The sequence below is a fragment of the Polystyrenella longa genome, from assembly GCF_007750395.1.
In the GTDB taxonomy this organism is placed as follows: domain Bacteria; phylum Planctomycetota; class Planctomycetia; order Planctomycetales; family Planctomycetaceae; genus Polystyrenella; species Polystyrenella longa.
Window position 1 is genome coordinate 807,321 of the sequence record NZ_CP036281.1, and the last position, 22,382, is coordinate 829,702.

General features: G+C 49.9%; 19 protein-coding genes. 10 read left to right on the top strand and 9 right to left on the bottom strand.

All coding sequences use genetic code 11. The features are described 5' to 3' along the window. Window positions 1-8: 8 nt before the first annotated feature. Window positions 9-758 (top strand): CvpA family protein, encoded by a 750-nt coding sequence (locus tag Pla110_RS02990; RefSeq protein WP_144993038.1) that lies wholly within the window; start codon window positions 9-11, stop codon window positions 756-758. 35 nt (window positions 759-793) lie between these two features. On the opposite strand, the gene Pla110_RS02995 is transcribed toward Pla110_RS02990, so the two are convergent. Beyond that, window positions 794-1,474: a hypothetical protein gene (locus Pla110_RS02995; protein ID WP_144993041.1), complete on the bottom strand. Its 681-nt coding sequence runs from the start codon at window positions 1,472-1,474 to the stop codon at window positions 794-796. 468 nt (window positions 1,475-1,942) lie between these two features. On the opposite strand from Pla110_RS02995, the gene Pla110_RS03000 reads away from it, so the two are divergent. The 5 genes from Pla110_RS03000 to Pla110_RS03020 all read left to right on the top strand — a co-directional run bounded on the left by Pla110_RS03000 (window position 1,943) and on the right by Pla110_RS03020 (window position 4,836). Next, entirely contained in the window at window positions 1,943-2,590 is a 648-nt protein-coding gene (locus tag Pla110_RS03000; protein ID WP_144993043.1) for a hypothetical protein, read from the top strand. 90 nt (window positions 2,591-2,680) lie between these two features. Continuing rightward, a complete protein-coding gene (locus Pla110_RS03005) occupies window positions 2,681-3,127 on the top strand; it encodes an NADAR family protein (RefSeq protein ID WP_144993046.1) in 447 nt (148 codons plus the stop codon). A 56-nt stretch (window positions 3,128-3,183) separates the two neighbouring features. After that, window positions 3,184-3,432 (top strand): hypothetical protein, encoded by a 249-nt coding sequence (locus Pla110_RS03010; protein ID WP_144993048.1) that lies wholly within the window; start codon window positions 3,184-3,186, stop codon window positions 3,430-3,432. A gap of 121 nt (window positions 3,433-3,553) precedes the next feature. After that, window positions 3,554-4,024, top strand: a complete 471-nt coding sequence (locus tag Pla110_RS03015) for a hypothetical protein (protein ID WP_144993051.1) — start codon at window positions 3,554-3,556, stop codon at window positions 4,022-4,024. Window positions 4,025-4,263: 239 nt separating this feature from the next. Further along, on the top strand, window positions 4,264-4,836 hold the full coding sequence (locus Pla110_RS03020) for a hypothetical protein (RefSeq protein WP_144993053.1): 573 nt from the start codon (window positions 4,264-4,266) through the stop codon (window positions 4,834-4,836). Window positions 4,837-5,092: 256 nt separating this feature from the next. Here the strand turns inward: Pla110_RS03020 and ahcY are convergent, their stop codons facing one another. Beyond that, a complete protein-coding gene (ahcY, locus tag Pla110_RS03025; RefSeq protein ID WP_144993056.1) occupies window positions 5,093-6,403 on the bottom strand; it encodes an adenosylhomocysteinase in 1,311 nt (436 codons plus the stop codon). A 738-nt stretch (window positions 6,404-7,141) separates the two neighbouring features. Between ahcY and metF the strand changes: the two genes are divergently transcribed. After that, entirely contained in the window at window positions 7,142-8,023 is an 882-nt protein-coding gene (metF, locus tag Pla110_RS03030) for a methylenetetrahydrofolate reductase [NAD(P)H] (RefSeq protein ID WP_144993059.1), read from the top strand. 151 nt (window positions 8,024-8,174) lie between these two features. Next, window positions 8,175-11,891: a methionine synthase gene (gene metH / locus Pla110_RS03035; protein WP_144993062.1), complete on the top strand. Its 3,717-nt coding sequence runs from the start codon at window positions 8,175-8,177 to the stop codon at window positions 11,889-11,891. Window positions 11,892-12,057: 166 nt separating this feature from the next. Here metH and Pla110_RS03040 read toward each other — a convergent pair whose 3' ends face one another. The 5 genes from Pla110_RS03040 to Pla110_RS03060 all read right to left on the bottom strand — a co-directional run bounded on the left by Pla110_RS03040 (window position 12,058) and on the right by Pla110_RS03060 (window position 17,645). Then, the gene (locus tag Pla110_RS03040; RefSeq protein ID WP_144993065.1) at window positions 12,058-12,633 is read right to left on the bottom strand and encodes an NADPH-dependent FMN reductase; all 576 of its coding nucleotides are present in this window, start codon (window positions 12,631-12,633) and stop codon (window positions 12,058-12,060) included. A gap of 3 nt (window positions 12,634-12,636) precedes the next feature. Then, a complete protein-coding gene (locus tag Pla110_RS03045) occupies window positions 12,637-13,062 on the bottom strand; it encodes a DoxX family protein (RefSeq protein ID WP_144993067.1) in 426 nt (141 codons plus the stop codon). Window positions 13,063-13,167: 105 nt separating this feature from the next. Next, entirely contained in the window at window positions 13,168-13,635 is a 468-nt protein-coding gene (locus Pla110_RS03050; protein ID WP_144993069.1) for a MarR family winged helix-turn-helix transcriptional regulator, read from the bottom strand. A gap of 218 nt (window positions 13,636-13,853) precedes the next feature. After that, entirely contained in the window at window positions 13,854-16,646 is a 2,793-nt protein-coding gene (locus Pla110_RS03055) for a PVC-type heme-binding CxxCH protein (RefSeq protein WP_144993072.1), read from the bottom strand. Between the two features lie 87 nt (window positions 16,647-16,733). Then, window positions 16,734-17,645 (bottom strand): FKBP-type peptidyl-prolyl cis-trans isomerase, encoded by a 912-nt coding sequence (locus Pla110_RS03060; protein ID WP_197440467.1) that lies wholly within the window; start codon window positions 17,643-17,645, stop codon window positions 16,734-16,736. Window positions 17,646-18,102: 457 nt separating this feature from the next. Here Pla110_RS03060 and Pla110_RS03065 point away from each other — a divergent pair, with 457 nt between their 5' ends. Beyond that, window positions 18,103-19,017, top strand: coding sequence for a DMT family transporter (locus Pla110_RS03065; protein WP_144993078.1), 915 nt, complete (start codon window positions 18,103-18,105; stop codon window positions 19,015-19,017). A 249-nt stretch (window positions 19,018-19,266) separates the two neighbouring features. After that, complete coding sequence (locus Pla110_RS03070; protein WP_197440468.1) at window positions 19,267-20,169, top strand: endonuclease/exonuclease/phosphatase family protein; 903 nt, start codon at window positions 19,267-19,269, stop codon at window positions 20,167-20,169. A gap of 43 nt (window positions 20,170-20,212) precedes the next feature. Here Pla110_RS03070 and Pla110_RS03075 read toward each other — a convergent pair whose 3' ends face one another. Both Pla110_RS03075 and Pla110_RS03080 read right to left on the bottom strand, forming a co-directional pair. Further along, window positions 20,213-21,271: an autoinducer 2 ABC transporter substrate-binding protein gene (locus tag Pla110_RS03075; RefSeq protein WP_197440469.1), complete on the bottom strand. Its 1,059-nt coding sequence runs from the start codon at window positions 21,269-21,271 to the stop codon at window positions 20,213-20,215. A gap of 153 nt (window positions 21,272-21,424) precedes the next feature. Beyond that, the gene (locus Pla110_RS03080; protein WP_144993086.1) at window positions 21,425-22,366 is read right to left on the bottom strand and encodes an ABC transporter permease; all 942 of its coding nucleotides are present in this window, start codon (window positions 22,364-22,366) and stop codon (window positions 21,425-21,427) included. Between the last annotated feature and the right edge of the window lie 16 nt (window positions 22,367-22,382).

A 22,382-nucleotide genomic window follows, 5' to 3' on the forward strand; every position in this document is an offset into this window, starting at 1 on the left:
AATGACTGATGATATTGAGCATTCTACTCTTGGTTATCCTCGCGGCTGTTGTCTGGTCTGTCGCCAGTGAAGGTCCTTGGGGAGCGACCATCATGTTTTTCTCGGTCCTCTTTTCGGGATTGCTGGCGCTCAATTTCTTTGAGCCAGTGGCCGCCACTCTGGATAGCGTTTTTCCTGCTACCTGGGCCGTGCATCCCGACTTTTTCAGTCTGCTCGGTTTGTTCACTCTCTTTATTGTGCTGTTTCGCGTGGCGACTTTGTACCTGCTGCCCAGTTACGTCGAAGTTCACCCCATGGTGTATGAAGGAGCCCGCTGGGTCTTTGCCGGGTTTACTGGTTACATGGCGATGGGGTTCATTCTGCTCAGCCTGCACACGGCTCCCATGCCTCGGGAGTTCATCGGGTTCAAACCTGAAAATAATAACTTCTTTGGGGTGACCGCCCCCGACCGGCAGTGGCTCGGGTTTATGCAGTACCTGTCGGAAAAGAACTTCTCCCGGTTTGGTGAACCTCGCATTTTTGATGGACCTGTAAAAGCGGGCGTGATCGGTGTGGATAACACGATCTGGCCCTCGTTCCCGATTCGTTATGCCTCGCGACGCGATGCTTATTCACGCAATCTGGGTGTGGAGTATGTCGACATGGGAGGCTCCGAGTCTGGCAGTGGTGGTTGGAACCAGGGTGACCAGAATAAGTCCAACGACGACCCCGGCAATCTCCGTGGCCCGGGTGCCAGAAAAGGGGCTCCCGCGTTTTAAACGTACGCTGATGGCGTGAAATGATAATCGCCCCATTAAGTCTCGTTCGATAACGGAGCAGGAGAATCGATCTGGATTTGTCCGTGGACTCTCTCGTCCGGAATGTTCAGGAAGTGCTCGATCTTGTATTCCAGGAATAAAGCCAAGTCGGATCGTGGAATGCGATCGACGACCATTCGCGTTTTGCTCGTTTTGTCCAGCACCCATAGCTGGAATTCCGATGAATTTATTTGCCTGCAGTAAAGTTGTTCGATTTTGCTCACAGGCATTTCGAAATGGACTTCTTTGTCATCACTGATTCTTCGAAGACGAATCTCATCAACAACCAACGCTTGCTTGCCCGATTGAATCGAAGGAGTGCTGGAGAAATTCTTGAGCAGCAAGAAGAGGGAAGGGGCTCCAATCAAAAAGCCAAATGGTCGAGAGGCAGAAAAGAATAGCAGGCAAAACGATATAAAAAGTAATGTGAAAATAAAGAAATAAGGGGGCTTCCTGAGTTGCTGTTCCCAAGTAATACAGACTTGCTCCTCTGATTCGTCGAGATGATATTCCTCGGGACAGGGGACGTGAAACCGAGGGGTCGCAACGCGCTGCTTTACACTCGCAGGTTGCGGCAGTACGACTTCGACTCCGCAATACCCGCAACGATAATTCGTCTCCGTCCCTTCGACAGGGCTTAGTGGTGCATTACATTGCGGGCAGAGAAGTTCTTGCATAGAAACGGGCCTGAAGAGAATTACAGAACGTAGAGCAAACCGGGGAGTTTTGAATAACGTTGAATCGGGTTGAATGGATCTTCAGATTAATAGAAAGTCTGTCTTATCAACAGCAGAAAGTGGGGAGTTGACCGCCGCAGTAAGAATTTCTATTTAATGTAAATTGATTGAGCGCATAAAAAAGGCCGGGGATTTTGGTTCCCGAAACGATTGCGACAGATGCTCATGGAGGGGAGGCACCCCGGTCACGGAACAGGTCGTGATTCAGAAATCAGGGGGGCATCAGTTAGTCGTGAGTTGAGTTCCGTCTTGGATGCCGTATTCTGGGATCGTACTGGTTCCTGTGGGGGCGAATGGACATGATCAGGTTCTCTTTTCAGGAGAACCTGTATAGCAATCAGATGGCCAAGCAGTTTACTGAGCTGACGGTGTCAGGATTGGTTTTTAAAGTTATGAAGGAGATTAGTCGTGTTCGACGGTGGTTTCGGCTTATTGATGAACGATGATCGACCCGATGCTGATAAACCCACCTGCTTCGTTGATTCTCGCCCTGATGGTAGCCACGCTCTCATGGTTTTTGGAAAGAGGACAAGAACCGAAAAAATTTCTCATACAATCCCCGTCATTATTGGGGTATTGTTAGGGGGTGGTTTGTTGGTGTTCAATTTAATGTTTCCCCAAATGTTGCCTCAGGACTTTTTCGTGTTGGCGTTCTTTACTGTGTTAATGACCGCTGTCTTGATGTCACTGTTCATTTCATTTATTCGTATATGGAATCTGAACAGTGAAAAAAGTCTTGGAGGAATTGTTGTTCATCTACTGTCAGACGGATCGTGTGAACTTCCTAGAAGCTCCGAAAATATAGATCCTTTTGTGACTCCTAAATTGCAGCTCGTGATAGATACGGTCACTATTAGAAGAGGTCCAAGCACCACGGTTAGCGTCCGATCGGAGATCAACCTGACTGTAGGGATGGAGCGTGATGAGCGGCGTGTTCCCCTTCTCGGTTGCAGAAGAAGTCACCGTAGTTTAAGAGATTTAGCGAAAGAAATTGCTGAAAAAACAGGTTGGCCTCTTTCGGTTGTTGAAGGTGGTGGTTTCTTTGCGAGGTTCTAGATCATGTCCAAGGTAAGTGAAGGCGACTGTGAGAGAGCAATCGCCGAGATGCAAGCGGCTGGAATAAAGATCGAATAGGAGCAAAGAGAAATGGCTATCGGATTTTACACTACTAAGGACGAGTACGGTGAATTCTCCAACTTTTCTGCCTTCGGTATAGAACTAGATGGACAGTGGTACCCGACAAGTGAGCATTACTTCCAGGCTCAGAAGTTCGAAGATGCAGGCTACTGCGAGAAGATTCGCTTAGCGAAAAGCCCGATGATCGCTGCGCGTCTAGGAAGGAGCAGAAAGGTCAGGATTCGTGGCGATTGGGAAGATGCCAAAATCGACGTAATGCGAACGGCTGTGCGCAAGAAATTTGCGACCCATGCTGAGCTAGCAAAACTTTTGCTGAGCACGGGCGAGGAAGAGCTGTTTGAAGTTGCACCGGGAGACTACTTCTGGGGCTGCGGCAAGGATGGAAGCGGGCAGAACTGGCTCGGTCAGATACTGATGGAAGTTCGCGAAGAATTACGGAACGAGATAGAAAGTTGAATGAAGGGAGTAAGAATTCCGTAAATTGACTATGATTAATAGATAGGAGTGCTGTCATGCTTAAACGGCAAAAGATTTCCCCTGCTATCAAAGCCACCCAAACCTTGGTTATTCAAGCTCGTTTTATGGATGGATTAACAGGACAAGATGAACTTGCAAAGTTATTAGACGAAATTGAATATCTTCCACAACTAATTTTAAGTGGTGCGGATGAGGCAAGCACATTTGAAATAGCACTTAAAGGGATATCCGACCAGCATCCATCATGCCGAAAAGCTTACGAGGAATTCACCAATTCAAAGTAGATGAGGATAAACCTTTTAAGCTTCGAGGAGGTCGGGGTGAGCATATTCGTTATTCGCCTACTGATCTCGAAGTAGATGCTGAAGATATTCTTGAAATTTCAGGGGTGCAGTAGGTGTTAAAATGGAAATTACAGGTTATGACAATGTCATCTTCACAGACTGTAAAAAACGTTTTGTTTCAAACAATATTCTGACATGGATTAAAACTCTTTGGCCTAATTGTCTTTGTCAGTTTGATGGTCAAGATAATCACATTCTTTTGCCTGATCTCCCAAAACAATTGTCTTGGTTTGAAGGTTATTTCTGTAAAAATGACACAATGGAAGTTCACTGGGAAGAGAATGGATACTCATTAATGAAGGATGGTGAAGGACCATTTGGTATTCTTTTCCGTGAGCGAAATATGCTTCATTTGAAGTTGAACGGTGTTACAGAAGTGAACGACCCAATAGTTGAACCCAACTATTCAGCAAATCTTCTTTTGAATAATAGCTTAGAGATGACCGTGATTACTCCTTGTGACCCTCATAAGGACTCTTTTTCTGAGCTTGTTCTTGAAAACTGTATTTCTGCTTGTAACTACGAGTCGTAGAAATGAGTGGATCTTGATGGGTCAATCAGTTGGCTGGAAATCGGCAACGGGAATTCTTCAGCCATCTGATCGTCCGTTCGACTTTACGCCGGTTCTTATGCAGTAGCTGGTCACGTTCGCTCAGCTTCTTCGCCTTTCCATTTCGTCGTTTTAGAAAAGGTGAGCTCAATCGCTAGTACCCAATATCCTGATTAAAGAATATGAATATTGAGTAGGTCTATTCAATTAAGGTCTAACTGATGAGCAGTAGTAAACTATTATCTGTTTGGTTCTTTGTGATAATTGTCATTGCTGTAATTGCATCCGTGATTTACTTGTTGAGCTGTGATCCATGTTCACAGATGAGATTTCCAAATGGAGTGAAATATTTCTCTAAAAGTGATGCAGTGTTGTGCCGTTTCTCAGATGGAGACCACGATTTTAGCCATGCGAGCTTATTGCTAGTCGTTGAGATGAATGATGGAACGTTGGTCTTACCTGCTCAGAATGAAGAAAGAGCTCGTAGAAGTGGTTTCATGGGAGGATTAAGGAATGAGAAAGTCTGTCATTATGGTGAGGGAGTTTTATCGACAACTGACGAGTTTCCGAAGACATTCTGGATCCCGGTCTCTAAAAATGTAAGAGAGGTGTATTTTCATGTGTGCAAAGCACCACGCATTGGTGAATCACCCGATAAAAACGAATGGTACATATGGAAGCTTCCCCCCAATCCTGAAGACACGATAATTCTACCTGGGAAACAAGTTGATGAACTCACTGCACAGACTAAGAAAGTGAGAGCGTTCGCGATCAAGCATAGTGATCTGTGGTAAATTGAACGACTATAGGGTTGCCAAAATACTTCCAACGACAATTCGCCACCACCCCATCATCATGACGCAGCGGTGCGGTACGTTGAGCGCATAAAAAAGGCCGGGAATTTCAATCCCCGGCCTTTTCGAATATCAAGTTATCGGCAGCGATCCTAGATCCTGTCCAGGATAAGTGTGGCGGCTATCGGTCCCGAAAAGCCTTTAAAAGCAGTAGGCTACGCCGCCAGAACACGCTACGGTTATCTGAAATGCGATCCTAGTAGCGGTAGTATTCCGGTTTGTAGGGGCCTTCGATGGGTACACCGATGTATTCGGCCTGTTCGGGAGTCAGCTTGGTCAGCTTGACACCCAGTTTGTCGAGGTGCAGACGAGCGACTTCTTCGTCGAGTTCTTTCGGCAGCATGTGAACGCCGACTTCGTATTTGTCGGTTTCGCTCCACAGGGCGATCTGACCGAGTACCTGGTTGGTGAAGCTGTTGGACATCACGAAGGAAGGGTGACCTGTCGCACAACCGAGGTTGACTAAGCGACCTTCGGCCAGCACGATGACAGCTTTGCCGTCCGGGTAGACGTATTTGTCAACTTGCGGTTTGATTTCGATTTTTTCGATGTCAGCACGATTGGTGAGGTAAGCGATCTGAATTTCGGAATCGAAGTGTCCGATGTTGCAGACGATGGCTTCATTTTTCATGGCGTCGAGGTGTTCGCTACGAATCACGTCGAAGTTACCAGTCGTAGTCACAAAGATATCGCCGTTTGAGGCGATCTCTTCCATAGTAGTGACCTGAAAACCTTCCATTGCTGCCTGCAGGGCACAGATGGGATCGATTTCGGTGATGATGACCCGGGCTCCCAGGCCTTTCATTGCGTCCGCACACCCTTTGCCCACATCGCCATATCCGCAGATGACCACGACTTTGCCGGCGATCATGATGTCGGTGGCACGTTTGATTCCGTCAGCGAGAGACTCGCGGCAACCGTAGAGGTTGTCGAATTTGCTCTTGGTGACCGAGTCGTTCACGTTGATGGCGGGAACGGCCAGTTTGCCTTCTTTGTGCATCTGGTGCAGACGATGGACCCCAGTGGTGGTTTCTTCGGTCAGCCCTTTGATCTCTTTGAGATATTCGGGGAACTTCTCGTGGACCATGATGGTCAGGTCGCCACCGTCATCGAGAATCATGTTGAGAGGTTTGCCATCGGGCCAGACGAGGGTCTGTTCGATACACCAATCAAATTCTTCTTCGTTCATCCCTTTCCAGGCGAAGACGGGGACACCGGTCGCAGCGATGGCGGCAGCGGCATGGTCTTGAGTCGAGAAGATGTTACAGCTGGACCAGCGAACTTCTGCTCCGAGGGCCGTCAGGGTTTCAATCAGAACAGCAGTCTGGATGGTCATGTGCAGACAGCCAGCGATACGTGTCCCTTTGAGGGGCTGGTCTTTACCATATTTTTCACGGAGTGAAACAAGGCCGGGCATTTCGGTCTCGGCCAGTTCGATTTCCTTGCGGCCCCACTCGGCGAGGCTGATATCCTTAACTTTGTAATCTACGGAACTGGTCGTCGACATACGAATTCACCTTGAGTAAACGAAGATAGACTGAGAGGTTAAAAGGCGTTCCAAGGGGGCTGGAACGTTGATTTGATAGAGTATTTCCGCTGATTATAGTCAGAAATACGATAGGAACCACCGTTTTCCCGCTGTAGATACAGCTTTTACGGTGCTTGAGATCTCCGTTGATCGGCGGACCGGACGGGATGCATATTAAGGGATGACTCTTCAGTTTAACGAGGGAACCAGAATTCCATTTGTGAGGTCCATCCTGTGAGCCGCCCTGAACAGGCCCTTACATTAAGAATTTCCCTGCATTAAGACAACCTCTTCCGGTGGGAATCTGTACGAAAAGGGGTTTCTCCCTTATCTTACGTACATCCCGGGTATTAAGTCTGTTTCTCGTTCTGAGTAATGGAATCGGTCCGTTTTCCTCGTTTCATTCCGGACTTGAGCCGTGTCTGAACATTATTCGAGTGGAACCTGTCTGGCCGGGATTGGAACTTCGGCGGATCGGGTTACAATACAGAGACTTCGAATTTACGGTCTCTGTTGAATCCAGGGGCGCGACTTGTCCGCGACCGATATTCAGCTTCGCCGAATTCAGACGAACCACGCCCGGGTTTGATATGGCCGGAATACTTAAGGTATTTCCATGTAAGTATTTCTGTGTTTGAGTAGTCGAACAATTCAAATGGCCTCCTCGATCCCGCAACCTTCCTTCCTGACAGCAGGTTCTACGTAAGGCATCCGTTAATGCGCCTGGCAGATATTTTTCGCGATCATTCACAACAACGCTTCTCTATCGAGATTTTTCCTCCTCAGACTGAAAAGGGGGAAGAGTCTTTATTGAATGCCTTAACCCGCTTGACCGAATTTGGTCCGGGGTTTGTCTCTTGCACGTACGGCGCGGGCGGCAGTACTCAGCAGAAGACTCTGGAGTGGTGCGAAAAAATCCAGAATGTCCTTCAACAGACAGCAACCGCTCATTTCACCTGCGTAGGGAGCAGCCGGGAAGAGCTGGTCGACTGGTTGAACCAGGCGGCGGGTCGCGGTGTCCAGAACATTATGGCCTTGCGAGGCGATCCTCCCCGGGGAGAAACCGAATTCAAAGCGGCCGAAGGGGGGCTGCGATACGCCAACGAACTGGTGGAGTTGATCCGGGAACATTCCCCCAATGCTGGTATTGGTGTAGCGGGATATCCGGAGAAGCACCTGGAAGCACCCAGCATGGCGGACGATCTTGATAACTTGAAACGCAAAGTCGATGCGGGCGCCGATGTCATCGTGACGCAGATGTTCTACAACAACGAGCATTTCTTCCGATTTCAGGAAGCATGCCAAGCACGTCAGATTTCCATTCCGGTGGTTCCCGGCATTATGCCGATTACGAACTTCCAACGGATTCAGCGCATCACGGCGATGTGCGGATCAGAAATTCCAGAAGGCCTGGCGTCGCGGTTAGAAGCAGTGCAGGATGACGAAGCGGCCCAGTTTGAAATCGGAGTCGAGTTCGCCATTCAACAATGTCGGGAGTTACTGGAAGCAGGGGTGCCAGGCATTCATTTCTATGTCCTGAATAAGTCGCAAGCGTGCGAACAAATTCTGGAAGAATTGAATTTTCAGACGGCAACCTGATCACAGCTATCTGAGACAATGTCGGGTAAGCCAACAGATGTTCTTAGTTGGCAATGATGATTTAGAAACGGTTTGATCAGGAAAACTTCCTGATTGAATCAAGATACCTCGTTAATGAATTCTTAGTTGATAACTAAGGGGATGTATTTATATGACAGTCGGGACCGAACAGCCGGCCGGTGACGTGATTCGCGAATTGCTGGATAAACGTATTTTGTTGCTCGATGGAGCAATGGGTTCGTTGATCATGGCAGAGAGACCGTCGGAAGCCGACTATCGAGGGGAAAAGTTCGCCGGTCATAACGTCGATCTCAAGAACTGCAATGACATTCTCTGTCTGACGCAGCCGGACATGATCCGCACGATCCACCGGCAGTATTTCGAAGCGGGTTCGGACATCGTCGAGACCAACACATTCAATGCGAATGGGATCTCGATGCGGGAATATGACCTGCAAGACTACACCGTCGAAATCAACCAGGAGGCGGCTCGGCTCGCACGCGAAGCGGCAAAGGAAGCGGGAGTGAAACGGCCGCTGTTTGTGGCGGGAAGTATCGGACCGATGAACAGATCGCTGTCGATTTCTCCTGACGTGAATGACCCAGGGAGCCGGCTGGTCACCTTCGATGAAGTCGTGGAAGGATACCTGTCGCAGATTCATGGACTCGTCACCGGTGGTGTCGATATCCTGATGCCGGAAACAGCGTTTGACACGTTGAATCTGAAGGCGTGTCTGTTTGCAATCGACCAGTACTTCAAAGAGCACAATGTCTCGTTGCCCGTGATGGTTTCGGGGACGATTACCGATGACAGTGGCCGCACCATGACGGGGCAGACGATCGAAGCCTTCTGGGCATCGATTTCGCACTTCGACATGCTTTCGGTCGGGCTGAACTGCGCCCTCGGACCAGAGAAAATGCGTTCGTTCATTGAATCTATCTCAGGCATGGCTCCACCTTATGTGAGCTGTTATCCGAATGCCGGACTCCCTAATGAAATGGGTGAGTTCGACATGACTCCCGAACAGATGGGGAATCATCTGCGTGAGTTCGCCCAGAACGGTTGGTTGAATATCGTTGGTGGTTGTTGCGGAAGCACGCCCGCGCACCTGAAGGCGATCTCCCAAGCCGTTCACGGAATCGCTCCGCGCAAACGTCCCGATGTTCCGAAGTATTCAACTTACAGTGGTCTGGAAGATTTGACCGTTCGGCCGGAAACAAACTTCTTGATGATTGGGGAACGAACCAATGTGACCGGTTCCCGCAAGTTTGCGCGGTTAGTACGTGAAGAAAACTACGACGAAGCTCTCTCTGTCGCCCGACATCAGATTGAGGGCGGAGCGAATATGCTCGACGTCAACATGGACGAAGGCTTGCTCGACAGTCCGCTCGTCATGAAGACTTTCCTGAACCTGCTTGCTGCCGAGCCCGACATTTGCCGCGTGCCGATCATGGTGGATAGTTCGAACTTCGACGTGATCGAAGCGGGACTGAAATGTATCCAGGGTAAAGGAGTCGTTAACTCGATCAGTTTGAAAGAGGGAGAAGAAAAATTCCTTGAACAGGCGCGACTCGTTCGTCGCTACGGTGCGGCTGTTGTCGTGATGGCGTTCGATGAAAATGGCCAGGCCGTCGATGCCGACCATAAAGTTTCCATTTGTAAACGCGTATATAAACTGTTGACCGAGAAGGTTGGTTTCCCGCCTGAAGACATCATCTTCGATCCGAATATTCTGACCATTGCGACGGGAATGTCCGAGCATGACAATTACGCCGTTGAATTCTTTGACGCCGTGCGAAGGATCAAAGAGTCGTGCCCCGGCGCGAAAACATCTGGTGGCGTGAGTAACGTCTCGTTCTCGTTCCGCGGCAATGATGTGGTGCGTGAAGCGATGAACGCCGCCTTCCTGTATCATGCGATTAAGGCGGGCCTCGACATGGGGATCGTCAATTCGGCGCAACTGGAAGTTTATGAAGAAATCGAACCGGAACTACTGGAACACATTGAAGATGTGTTGCTCAACCGGCGCGAAGATGCGACCGAACGGATGGTTGACTTCGCCGAAAAAGTCAAAGACCAGGGCGGGGCGGTTACTGAGAAGAAAATCGACCTGTGGCGACAAGGGACAGTGGAAGAGCGTTTACAGCATGCGTTGCTGAAGGGGATTACTGACTACATCGATGAAGACACAGAAGAGGCGCGATTGAAATACCCGCGACCTCTTGATGTGATTCAAGGCCCACTGATGGACGGGATGAACGTCGTTGGTCGGCTCTTTGGTGAAGGGAAAATGTTCCTGCCCCAAGTGGTTAAGAGCGCCCGCGTGATGAAAAAATCGGTCGCTTGGCTCATGCCTTTCATGGAAGCTGAAAAAGAGGGCGATCCTGAGGCGGATCAGTCGCGCGGTAGAGTGTTGATCGCCACTGTGAAGGGCGATGTCCACGATATCGGTAAAAACATCGTCGCCGTAGTATTGCGATGTAATAACTTCGATGTGATCGATCTGGGTGTGATGGTTCCCGCAGAGAAGATTCTGGCGACTGCCAAAGAGAAAGGGGTCGATATTATCGGCCTGAGTGGTTTGATTACGCCCTCGCTCGACGAGATGGTGCACGTTGCGCGTGAAATGAAGCGGCAAGAGTTCAGCGTTCCCCTGTTGATTGGCGGAGCGACCACCAGTTCCAAACATACTTCTGTTAAGATCGCGACGGAATACGGCGAACCTGTCGTGCATGTGGCCGATGCGTCGTTATCGGTGCCGGCAGTGGAGTCGTTGCTCGACAAGAAAAATCGGATCGCGTTTATTGAAAGCAATCTAGCGAAGCAGGAACGCGACCGCGAGATGTTTAATAAACGTCAAACGGTAAACCTGGTTCCATTTGCCGAGGCCTGCGAACGCAGTTTGACTTCAGATTGGGATTCTCTGCCAATCGAGAAACCTTCCTTCCTGGGACTGAGGCCGATTGAAGTCGGCTTAGAGAAGCTGGTTCCTTATATTGACTGGTCACCCTTTTTCCAATCATGGCAACTCCGAGGGAAGTACCCGTCTATTTTTGAAGATAAAATTGTCGGCACCGAAGCGAAGAAATTATTTGATGACGCGAGCAAGCTGATTGATCGTATGGTGAATGAGAAACTGCTCGCCGCTAAAGGAGTGTATGGGTTCTGGCCTGCGAATGCAGACGGGAACGACATCATTGTTTATACGGACGAATGCCGCACAACCGAGAAAATGCGATTTAACATGTTGCGGCAACAGTGGGAACGTAAAGATCAGAAAGCGTTCCGCTCTCTGGCCGATTACATCGCTCCTGTCGAGTCTGGGCGAGCCGATTATATCGGTGCTTTTGCCGTCACGACAGGCCATGGTTGTATGGAACTCGTTCAAGAATTCCAGGAAGATCATGACGATTACAACTCGATCATGACCAAAGCACTGGCCGATCGTCTGGCGGAAGCCTTTGCCGAATACCTGCATCACGAGGCACGCGTAGAGTGGGGCTTTGGGAAGCAGGAGGATCTCGATAGCGAAGAGATGATCGACGAAAAGTACCGAGGGATTCGTCCAGCCTTTGGTTACCCCGCCTGTCCAGATCACACAGAAAAATGGAAGCTGTTTGATTTACTGGATGCGGAATCTCACACCGGGATTACTCTGACGGAAAGTCTGGCGATGCTGCCCGCGGCAGCCGTAAGCGGGTTGTACTTTTCTCACCCCGATGGTCGTTACTTCTCTGTGGACCGAATTACTCGCGAACAGGCGGAAGATTACGCACGTCGTAAAGGGATGGAACTGACCGAAGTTGAACGTTGGTTGTCTCCAAACCTGGGATACAATCCGAATGAGGAGCCGGCGGCGGCTAAGTAATATTCCTATGACAACGTTCTATAGGCGACGCCTGAATGTGTTGCTGTCTGAATAGGGTCTCTATGTGGACTGTCTATACAGATTAAATCAAAAAATAGCCTGCGGTAGAACGATGCATTTTGCAGTCTGATCTACCAGCAGTTTTTTTTTGTCTGCTGTCCCAGCCTCAGGCTTTGAGCTTGGCCAGGAGTATTGCCAGATTGGCGCCCAGGTCAAGGATGCGTTGTTGCTGAGATTCGTTTTTCAGGTCACCCGTGTCGGTGAAGGCATCGAACGCTTGACCGACGGCCACCTGTTGTGGCAGCACCGTGACACCGATATTACCAAGAATGTCGCGGACATGATTGAGGCCTCGTAATCCACCGAGGGCACCGGGTGAAGCGGCCATCAATGTAGCGTACTTTCCTTGAAACCCAGCGAGGCCAGGTAAATCTTCTGTCGGACGCGAAACCCAATCGATCGTATTTTTCAGTAGAGGCGTGATCGAACTGTTGTATTCTGGGGACGAAATCAAGAACCCTTCATGGTCTACGAAAAGCTGTTGGAGCTTCCGGAGGTTTTCAGGTGTACCCCGCTGTTCCAGATCTTGATTGAAGAGAGGAAGGGGGTATTCGTCCAGGTTTAAGTAGGTGACTTCCGCTCCCGCCTGTCGGGCACCTGCGGCCGCGATCATTACCAGTAAAGAGTTCACAGAGCCGACACGAGTGCTTCCGGAGAAAGCGAGGATTTTAGGAGTGGTCATCGTTTAGGATCCCTTGTTTGTCTGGCGGTTATCGAGGCTCATTGGTCCGGGGCCATTAGCGATGATGAACACCATGGTGCCCATTAGTGCCAGATTTTTCATGAATTGAATCATTTGCTGCTGTTTGGCGGCCGCTTCTTCGATTGTCCAGAAATCATGGAAGAAATACGTCGCGAGAACAAGGAAGACGAGTAATAAAGATGCCCCGCAGCGTGCTTTGAATCCGACGATCAAGGAAAGGCTTCCTGCGCTCAGAAAGAGAATGGCACCTGCGAGCATGACTTGAGGGATGGGGACGCCTTCGGACTCCATGTAACCGGCAACATTGTTGAAGTTGGGGATCTTGTTACCGACCGCACTCATCAGGAAGATGGTGCTGATCATGATGCGTCCCAAGAGGCTGGCTATTCCTTGCAAAGTTTTGTTCATAAGAGTCTGCTTTCAATGTGAAAATCAATCAAGTGTGGAGGGGTTTCAAAGAGATTGATCTTATGTAAATTATTTACATGTAAACTAAAGGGCAGAAAAATCGACTCAAACGCTGGTCCGCGCCTTTTCCAGAAGGCGTGATAGCTCTTTGAGTTCTTTCTGCGATAAATGACCCAGTAATGATTTCTCCAGATCGTCCACCGGTTTGTCCAGCTGTTTGAGTAGTTTGAGGCCTTGTGGGGTAATCTCGATATAAACGACTCGACGATCTTCTACGCAACGTTCGCGGGAAACCAGTTCCTGCTTTTCCAAACGGTCGATTAAGCCAGTAATGGCGGGGACAACCTGGATCATGCGATCCGCGATCTCCAGGCTGGGAAGTGGTTTGCCTTCCCCTCGTAAAATCCGGAGGACATTATATTGTGATGACGTGAGTCCATGTTCACGAAACAATCGCCCGTACCGATTCTGGAATTGATCACCAGTACGGAGCAAATTCAGCATGGCTTCCTTTTCCAGGGTTTCGAATCCGGTTTTTTTCTTTAGTTCTAACTGCAGTTTACTCTTGGCCATTAATTTGTCCTGTAGGGAATGCTTATGTGGACATAGTTTACATGTAAACTAATATCTGTCAAGAGAGGGCATGAAAAAGGGTCCTCCCCAGCGTGGATGCATGGGGGGACCCTGGGAATGATTATGAAACCTGATTGCGGCCGTGTGTTGAGCCGCTTAACAAGGGCGAATTTCACTTGCAGTGAGTTTCAAGGGCCATCTGTGCTGTGCGATGATGGCTATCTTAGCGATTCCAGGTAACTCAACAGGTCGCGAAACTCCTGCGTGGTGATCTGATCGATCAGTTTTTCGGGCATGATCGACTTATTTTGCGGCGTGGTCGACTCGATTTCCGTGAGTGGAATCAGGTTGATTCGACCACTCGTTTCACCTAGTTTCAGCTTTCCATCGGCGGTTTCGCCCAGATGAATTCCGTTGTAGGTTTTGCCGTCTTCCGTGATGACCGAGTAGGTGGTGAACTGGGGGGCGATTTCGGCGTGGGGTTCGAGAATCGATTCCGCCAGTTTTCCCCGAACGGAAGTGCGGGCGATGTTGGACAGGTCGGGGCCAATTTCGGAGCCGCGACCTTGGATCATGTGACAATTAAAACAGCCTGACCCCATCTGGTGGAAAAAGACGCGTCGACCGGCTTCCGCATTGCCTTCAAGTGCGGCTCCCTTTTTCCACTCGGCTAACTGCGACGGTCGAGCCAGAAGAGCATTCTGCATGAACTTAGGAAACTCAGGTCCTACGTAAACCAGACCGAATTGTTCGGCCAGTTCGTTTTGTTGTTCAGCGTCGAGATCTTTATTCAAGCTTTCAAACTGGGCGAAGTATTTGGCGTAGAATTCCGGATTCAGGTTTGGGACGCCTCGCAGCATTCGGAGTGCTTCCCTCTGTGATTGGGAATCTTTACTCAACGCAAACTCTTGAGCAACCTTTTGTATTTCTGGAGATTGTGAGGCGATACGTCCGAGTACAAACAAAATTTCTGGTTTAATTTCAGGCGGTGTTTCCGGGGCCTGCAATTGCTTCAGAAGTTCGGCCTCAAAAGGAGAACCAGGGGCAAGGTGAGGGGATTGCTGGAGTGTATAGAGTGCTTCCTGTTTCAGGAGCGGGTCCGTCGATTGCAGCAAACTGGTCAGCAGTTTTTCTGTCAAACCGAAGTGATAGGGGGGCAACATACGCAACGCTTGAGCCCGCATGGCGGCAGGCCGTTCGGCGTCATTCAGCATTTGGAGAATATACTGAGTTCCGGGGACTTCAGCGGAGGCTGTCCGTTCTTCGCCATCAAGTCGCTCGAGGGAAGCGAGGATGTATTGAAATACGAGTGAGGTTAAATGGGGATTTGTGAGGAGCTTTTCCAGGTCGGGGCGGAGACTCTGCAGTTCCTCTTCACCCACCCAGCGAACTGCCGTTTGCTGTACGAGCGGGTCCAGGTCATAGAGTGCGATTTTCAGCCCGTCGGTGTTCGCCGGATTCTTCAGACGCAGGGCGACGAGGTAACCTGCACGCGCAGTTGGTGCGGGTGTTTGCGACTGGTTAAGTCGTTTGACCAGGTCTTCCTCTGTGAGGTGGCGTGCCGCATTGTGAATAACTTCGTTGAAGAGGTGTTTGTCGTTCAATTGGCCGAGCCGGGTGAAGAGGGCTTCGCCCGCACTACTTTCAAACAGGGAAAGATCGCGATGGGTGTATAACAAACGGCGACTTTGGGTATTGTTCTGCGCTGAAGGAGTGTTGCTCAAGCGTTTGAGGGCATCGAAGAGGGCGGGTTGTTCGAGTCGAGTGATTTCGGCGGGTGTTGCGACTTCCATGTTCGATTCAACCGGTTGTTTGGCAGAGAGACGCCATAAGCGACCTTGCCCGTGAACCTTGTATTCTTTCAGAACCCAATCGGTGAAATAGAGCGAACCATCCGGAGCAAGGGCGAGACCCACCGGTCGGAAGTTCTCGCCTCCTTCAACGATTGGTTCAGCGTGCGAGGTGAACGAGGAACCTTTGGGGACCAGTTGGAAACGTTCAATGCGATGATCGCCCCAAGCCCCCACGAGAAGTGAGCCGTGGTATTCAGCGGGAAATGTTCCCTTGTCGTAAGCAACGATGCCGGATGGGGCTTCTCCGGTGCCAGCCAACATGGGCAGCGTACCGGGGAGTTCTCCGTTCCAGGAAGTATAAGGATGGGTTCCCCGTCGACCATTTCGGAAGCGGTAACCAAAGTCACTGTCAGGCGTGACGTGCAGTAACCGACAAGGAGGGCGGCTGTCGGGGTCGTTGTCGACCGTAAAGATTTCACCGGCGGCGTTAACGCAGGACGCGTGGGGGTTCCAGAACCCGGTGCTCCAGTGAGTCAGCTTCGAACCATCCAATTGAAACTGAAACAGAGACCCTCCTTCACCTCCTCCGCTGTGCGAAGAGTCGTCGGAACCGGTCAGCTTGTATTCCGCCCCCAGGTTTTCGCCGAGGCCAATGTAGAGATTGTTGCCAGAATCCATCGCGAACCCGGCAAGTCCATTGTGCGGGTAGTCTCCGTCCGTTTCGAGTTTCAGGAGAGACTGTTGGTCGTCGACCTTCAGATCCTGATTCTCATCTTTCAGGAGCAGGACTTCTTTTCGTGTCGCCAGGTACACCTGTCCCGGTTTCGGGATGATGATGCTCATCGCATGGGTAAAGCCATCTGCAAAGACGACGGGGTCACTGGTAGATTTACCGTTAGAATCGACCGTGAATACGAGAATGCGGTCAGTCGGATGCCCGCTATACTCTTCCGGTGGGAAGTGAGTATTGCTTTCGATGACCCAGATACGACCGTCGGAGTCGACTGTCAGACCAGTGGGAGTGACGAGTTGCGGATGCTCGGCAACCAGCGTCAGTTGCAGGCGATCGTCCAGCGAATGGGGTTCAACGAATTTTTCTGATTCTGGTGTGACGGTTTCCTGAGCACTGATCAATAAGCTGGAGAAAAGACCCAAACCGCTCATCAAAGAGGCGGACAGGAGAGATTTTGCAAACAGGGTAATTAGGGAGGAACGCATGAAAACATCCTGGCTTACTGGTGGGGAACGGGTAAGTCAGGATGACGCATTTTCAAATTGGATTCAATAGCGATGCGACTAATTCTATTAAGGTACATCTTTATATTGAATTCGGCCCAATTCAGCGATGAAGTGAATCGGAGTGTCAGCTGGTAAAACGTCTTTGCCTTCATTCGGGATGGCCATCCAAGTGAGTTTGCGATCTCCTAAAAGTTCGGGTGGAACAATGAATTCAACGGATCCGGAGACGGGGCACTGCATAATTCCTTCTTGAATACCTATTGGAAGCGCGTTTAACGGTCCGTGCCGAGCAGATTTCCTATGATAACTATCATTGAAAATTTCGCCGTCGGCATCGTTGAGTCGGATGCGAAAAAAAAGGGAAACAGTGTCCAGACTCGTCGGTTTGATACGGTCCGTTTTTACACGTAAGCGATATTTGACTCCGCTTTTGGTCGTGCTGAATTCCTCCGGCGCATCCGCATCCGGTTCCAGCGGTTTGTCGGCCAGGGAGCGATGCGAGAGATCTTCTTTTTTTCGTTCAATTCTCTCCACTTCGACGAGGAACGTTAAAGCAGCGTTTGGCGGAATCGGTCCTTGCCCTCGCTCGCCATATCCTAGTTTAGGGGGAACGATGAATTCGATCATACCTCCCTTTCCTATCAGGGAAAGGGCTTCGCGCATTCCAATAATGAGGGAATTGTAGTCCACATGCATCAAGTGTCCGTCATGGTAGGTCGTGTCAAAGACGTAACCATCATCGAGAGATCCACGCATCATCATGGCAACCTTATCACCAGGTTTGACCGGCTTACCCTCGTATTCTCGCAAGATTCTATACTTCAATCCGCTTTCGGTAGTTTTGAACTCCATATCGGCATCGGGATCAGCGGGTTTGGGAACATATCGCTCTGATGGTTTACATCCCGACAAGGTTACTAAGCTTAAAAAGCAGAGTAGAGTTCCAAGTAAAAGAACGGAAATCGTTTTATTCTTCATTGTGACAATCATTCCTGTTACTCGATTGAATTCAAACAGGGAGAAATATAGGCGAATGAGTGGGGTTAATGAAATCTCAACTGTGGTGAAATTCGATTGGACATGTTGTAGTTAAGATTTTCGTTTGGAATTGGATGTTAGCAAAATAAATAGAATTCAGCCTTAAAGACGAACGCTTTGTTGTGCTGGTGGAACGAGAATTCTATGTTGAGGGCACCCGCTCGCATGGGAGCGTTCTGAGAAGGGCATGAGACATGATAGGCATTTCCTACTGACTGTTGCCGATCAGGATAACGCTCGGAACTGGTTTTGAACGGCATTATTGTTGTTCGAAAAAGGCGTTCCCGTGAAAAGGTGAACAGACATCCCGAACTTGATTGTGAGTCTAAAGGTCGACTAAGGAGGATTCAATTGAATAATTCAGGGAACGACCATTCTCGATTCGAAAAGAAACTCCATGAATGCACCTTTGCATCGCGAATCTCCTCCCCGCATGACTTTCACGGCCGTTCTACTGACGTTGTCGATTTGTCTGTTGTGGGGTGGAAACCCGGTCGCAGTTCAATTTGCGGCTAAAAATCTGCCGCCATTATTAATCGCCAGTATTCGATTTCTACTGGCAACCGGGTTCATGTACTTCTGGTGTCGGCTGGGTGGTCATCGGATCAGTATTACCCGTCAGCAATTACCCTATGTTGTGGGGGGCGGTATTCTACTGTTCGTCCAGATTGGATTATTCCACCTGGGAATTGCCCGAACGTCCTCTTCTCATGCAACACTCCTGATTAATACGTACGTATTCTGGGTGATGGTTTTAGAATCATACTTACTACGCGCTGCGTTGCTTTCCCGTTGGAAAATTTCCGGTTTGATACTGGCTGCGATTGGAGTGGTCATCATCATTCTGTCGAGTCTGGGACAGAAAGAGCAGTTGGATCAACCAACCCTACGGGGGGATGTACTACTTGCATTCAGCGGATTGATGTTGGCCCTGAAAATTCTACTGACCAAAGCCGCGATGCCCAAAATTGCTTCGTCTCCCTTCATTTTCTGGCACGACCTTATCGGGATGTCGTTATTGGTCATCGCCAGTTTGACGTTTGAGACATGGCCCGGAATGGAGGCCTTTGACATGGTCTCCTGTGTGAGTCTGGCTTATCAGGGCTTATGCGTCGCCGGATTCTGTTTTGGAATGCAGGCCTATCTGTTGCAGAAGTACTCGGCCACCAGTATTTCGGTGTTCAGTTTTACCTCGCCGATCTTCGGGGTCATGCTGGGTGTGGCGATCCGCGGGGATGAATTCTCCGTCTGGTTTGGACTGGCGGCATTGCTGGTGGCGGGCGGAATTTACCTGGTCAACCGACCCGATTAGATTGGTGTGGTTTCCACGAATCATTGGATAGAATTGATCGAAGCTTCATCTAAGACCATCTGGAAATGAAGTTTCAATGTGCTTTAGATGAACTTGTGAAAGTGCTCTCGGTTCGGCTCATGACTTCTCTTATGGTTTTGCGAAATAATCCATTGAATGAAGGATCGACGGCAAACGCAGGATGGGTATGTCAACAAAGGTCCTACCATAAATACCGAGCCAATACGCAGGGAAGCGATGGTACAACACATGCTAAAAGAACAGTTGCAGAATCAGGAATGGTGGCAAAACAAATATCTGTGGGCGGCGATCCCCGTTCTAACATGGGGAGTTATTCAAGGAGTTGACCGGCAACCGGCAGACCCGGTGACTCCAATTGTGCTGAAGAATCAGGATCGATGCGAGCCGCTGGAACGAGAATCGGTTCGGTTGGGAACTTTCAATATCCATGGTTTCAAAGGCCGCGATGGGGTCGCTGATATTTTGCGAACGGAGAAGTCACTCGCAGAACTCGATCTGGTTGTATTGCAGGAGGCTCATGGAACGCCATTTGATATCTGGCAGGATGACGTAACGGAATTGGGCGAACAGATGCAGATGGCGTCTTGTTTTGCCGCCACAGAAGAGCGGTACTGGGGCGAGTCGTTTGGGAATGGACTCGTTACGAAAATTCCATTGAACCAAATCTGGCGTATTCCCCTACAGGGAACCCAAGGACGAAAGTTCCGCAATGCCCTGGTCACCTGCTTTGAATTAGAGGGTGAGCGAGTCAATCTGATCTCGGTTCATCTCGATAAACGACAGGATCAAGCAACTCAATTGGAAGCTGTTATCGAACTGTTCCGCTCGGTATCGGCCCCTGCGATATTATTGGGAGACTTCAATGCTCGCGTCGATAATCTACAGATAAGTGCATTGATCCACGCGGATGATGTTGATGAAGTTATCAGTGGCGATCAACATCCGTCAGACAAGGGCGTCGACTGGATATTTACTCGTGGATTGCGTGCCCGTCAGGCTGAAGTTCGCGAATTGGGAGCCTCTGATCATCCTGTTCTGTGCGGAGAATTCGAAATCATTCGTGAAGACGATCCAGCAACGACTCCCGTTCAGGTAACCCATGTACTGCCTGACGGATCACGCGTCAACTAAGGTCGTAGCGGACATGCTCCGAGTAGAGAATTGAAGTGGTGAGTCAGATTCCGAAGTCGTATTCATCAATGTTTTCGGCGGTGAATCGAATTGGTTCGGACATGATGATCGTTGTAGCGTCATCCGGATGAAGTTGGATCGGGCCGTACTTGGGGAGCTCTGTTCCTGATTCAATTTCCTTACCGGAAACCAGAGCATGAGCCACACGCACAGTCAGTTCGCCCAGTTGCTGGGGGTTCCACAAGTAGAAAGATTTAAGGACACCTTCTTTGATGTAGGGCTTCATTGATTTAGGGGTGGAATTGCCTACGAGGGCGATCTCGCCCACTTTGTTGGCTCGCTTGATCGCTTCGGCGGCACCGGGAACAGAGTTACTGTCAAAGGCAACGATTCCTTTAAGATCGGGATTCGCGTTGATCAGACTTTGAACCATTTGCCGGGCCGTTTCTGCATCTTCCTGAGTGACGACGGTATCGACTAACTCCAGATCCGGGTATTTTTCTTTGGCGTGTTCTTCAGCATATTTACGCCAGGTGTTTAAGTTGGAGGCGTCGAGACTGGCGATGGCGATCGCCCATTTTCCAGATCCACCCATCTGTTCGGCGATATCATCAATCAGCATGCGACCGAGCACGGCGTCGTTCACCTGATTGACCATAAAGGCCCGTCCGCTATCGGGCGCGTCACTATCCCAAGTGATGACTTTGATTCCACGGCCTTGAGCCTGTTCAACGAAGCGTTTAATCGACTTCGGTTGATTCGGGGCAATGCAAATGGCATCGACCCCTTGGCGAATCCAGGTTTCGATGAATTTATTCTGTTCAATCCCGCTGGGTTGCTGCGGGCCGTCATAGACCAGTTTTACACCGAGATCTGCCGCCGCTTTTTGTGCTCCCTTTTCGCAGGCATCGAAGTAGTCGATGTTGACCAGCTTGGGGAGAACGGCGATGACAATTTCGTCATCGGAACTGGCTGAAGCGTTTTCTTCGCCAGCCGGTTTTTCTCCGCATCCGGAAAGTAAGAAGCCTGCCAGGCCACAGAGAGCCAGGCAAAATAGAAATGACCGTCGAGAAATGCGTTTGCTGACAGGGAAGCGGATCACCACATCATCCTTTCGCGCGTTGTGAAGAGGGGCTCCGTTGAATGGAATCAGCATACAGTCTGCCGAACTGGTCACCAAACCGCAAGAACATCACGTCTACCAAACAGGATGTCGACCTGAATCGGCCTTTCGTTTTCTTTGATTCCGATTGAGTCAGGTTGGTTCGTTTCGCTTGTTAAGCCAGACCCCGCCAATCAATAACAGACCGAGCAAAACGTAGCGGAGATGGTCGATGTTTTCGAAGGTGGTGCCTGCTCCTCGAAGACCTTCTTCCAGTACCGCGATCATTAATACGCCAATTAGTGAACAGATGATCGACCCACGGCCTCCTTCAACCCGAGTGCCTCCCAGTACGACGGCGACGATCACTTTCAGTTCCAAGCCCTGGAAAGAAGAGGCGGAGACGGAACCGTTCCAGCTGGTCAAGCAAAGTGCGGCAATAAAAGCGAAAAATCCCATCAAGGTGTAAACCTGCACGAGTCGCCAGCCGACGGGGATTCCGGCGTAGCGCGCGGCGATCGGATTTCCACCGATCATGAGCAAATCGCGTCGCCAGCGAGAGCGATAATAGGCATACGCGCCGCCCAGACAGATCATTACGACCAGCGCGAGCAATGTCTGCATATTCCGAAATATCTCGTAATGAGGAATCTCGCCGAAGATCGCGTTTTCGGATTGTTTCACGGTGATGGTACAGAGACCGCGATAGAAAATGAGCGTGCCCAACGTGGTAATGATGGGCGGAACATCCATCCGAGAGATAAGGAAGCCGTTAAACAAACCCAGTCCCAGTGCCAGCACGAGCCCTATCAAAAAGCCGGTGTACCAAAAAGCTTCCGGCGATTCAGTTAACGACATAACGCAGGCGATGAGGGCGACCATGGAGCCGATGGAAAGGTCGATCCCTCCCGTCATCAGAATAAAGGTCATCCCGACGGAGAGAATTAACAAGGGAACAGATTGTTCGAAGATCGCTGAACAGAACCATCCGAAGGAGAAACTGAATTCACTCCATGAGCTGAACGTCACCCCGTTGAGTGGGGCAAAGAGGATCAATTCCAGGAGGAGAATAATGAGTAAAATCCAGTAACGCATTTACGCGAGGTGTCCC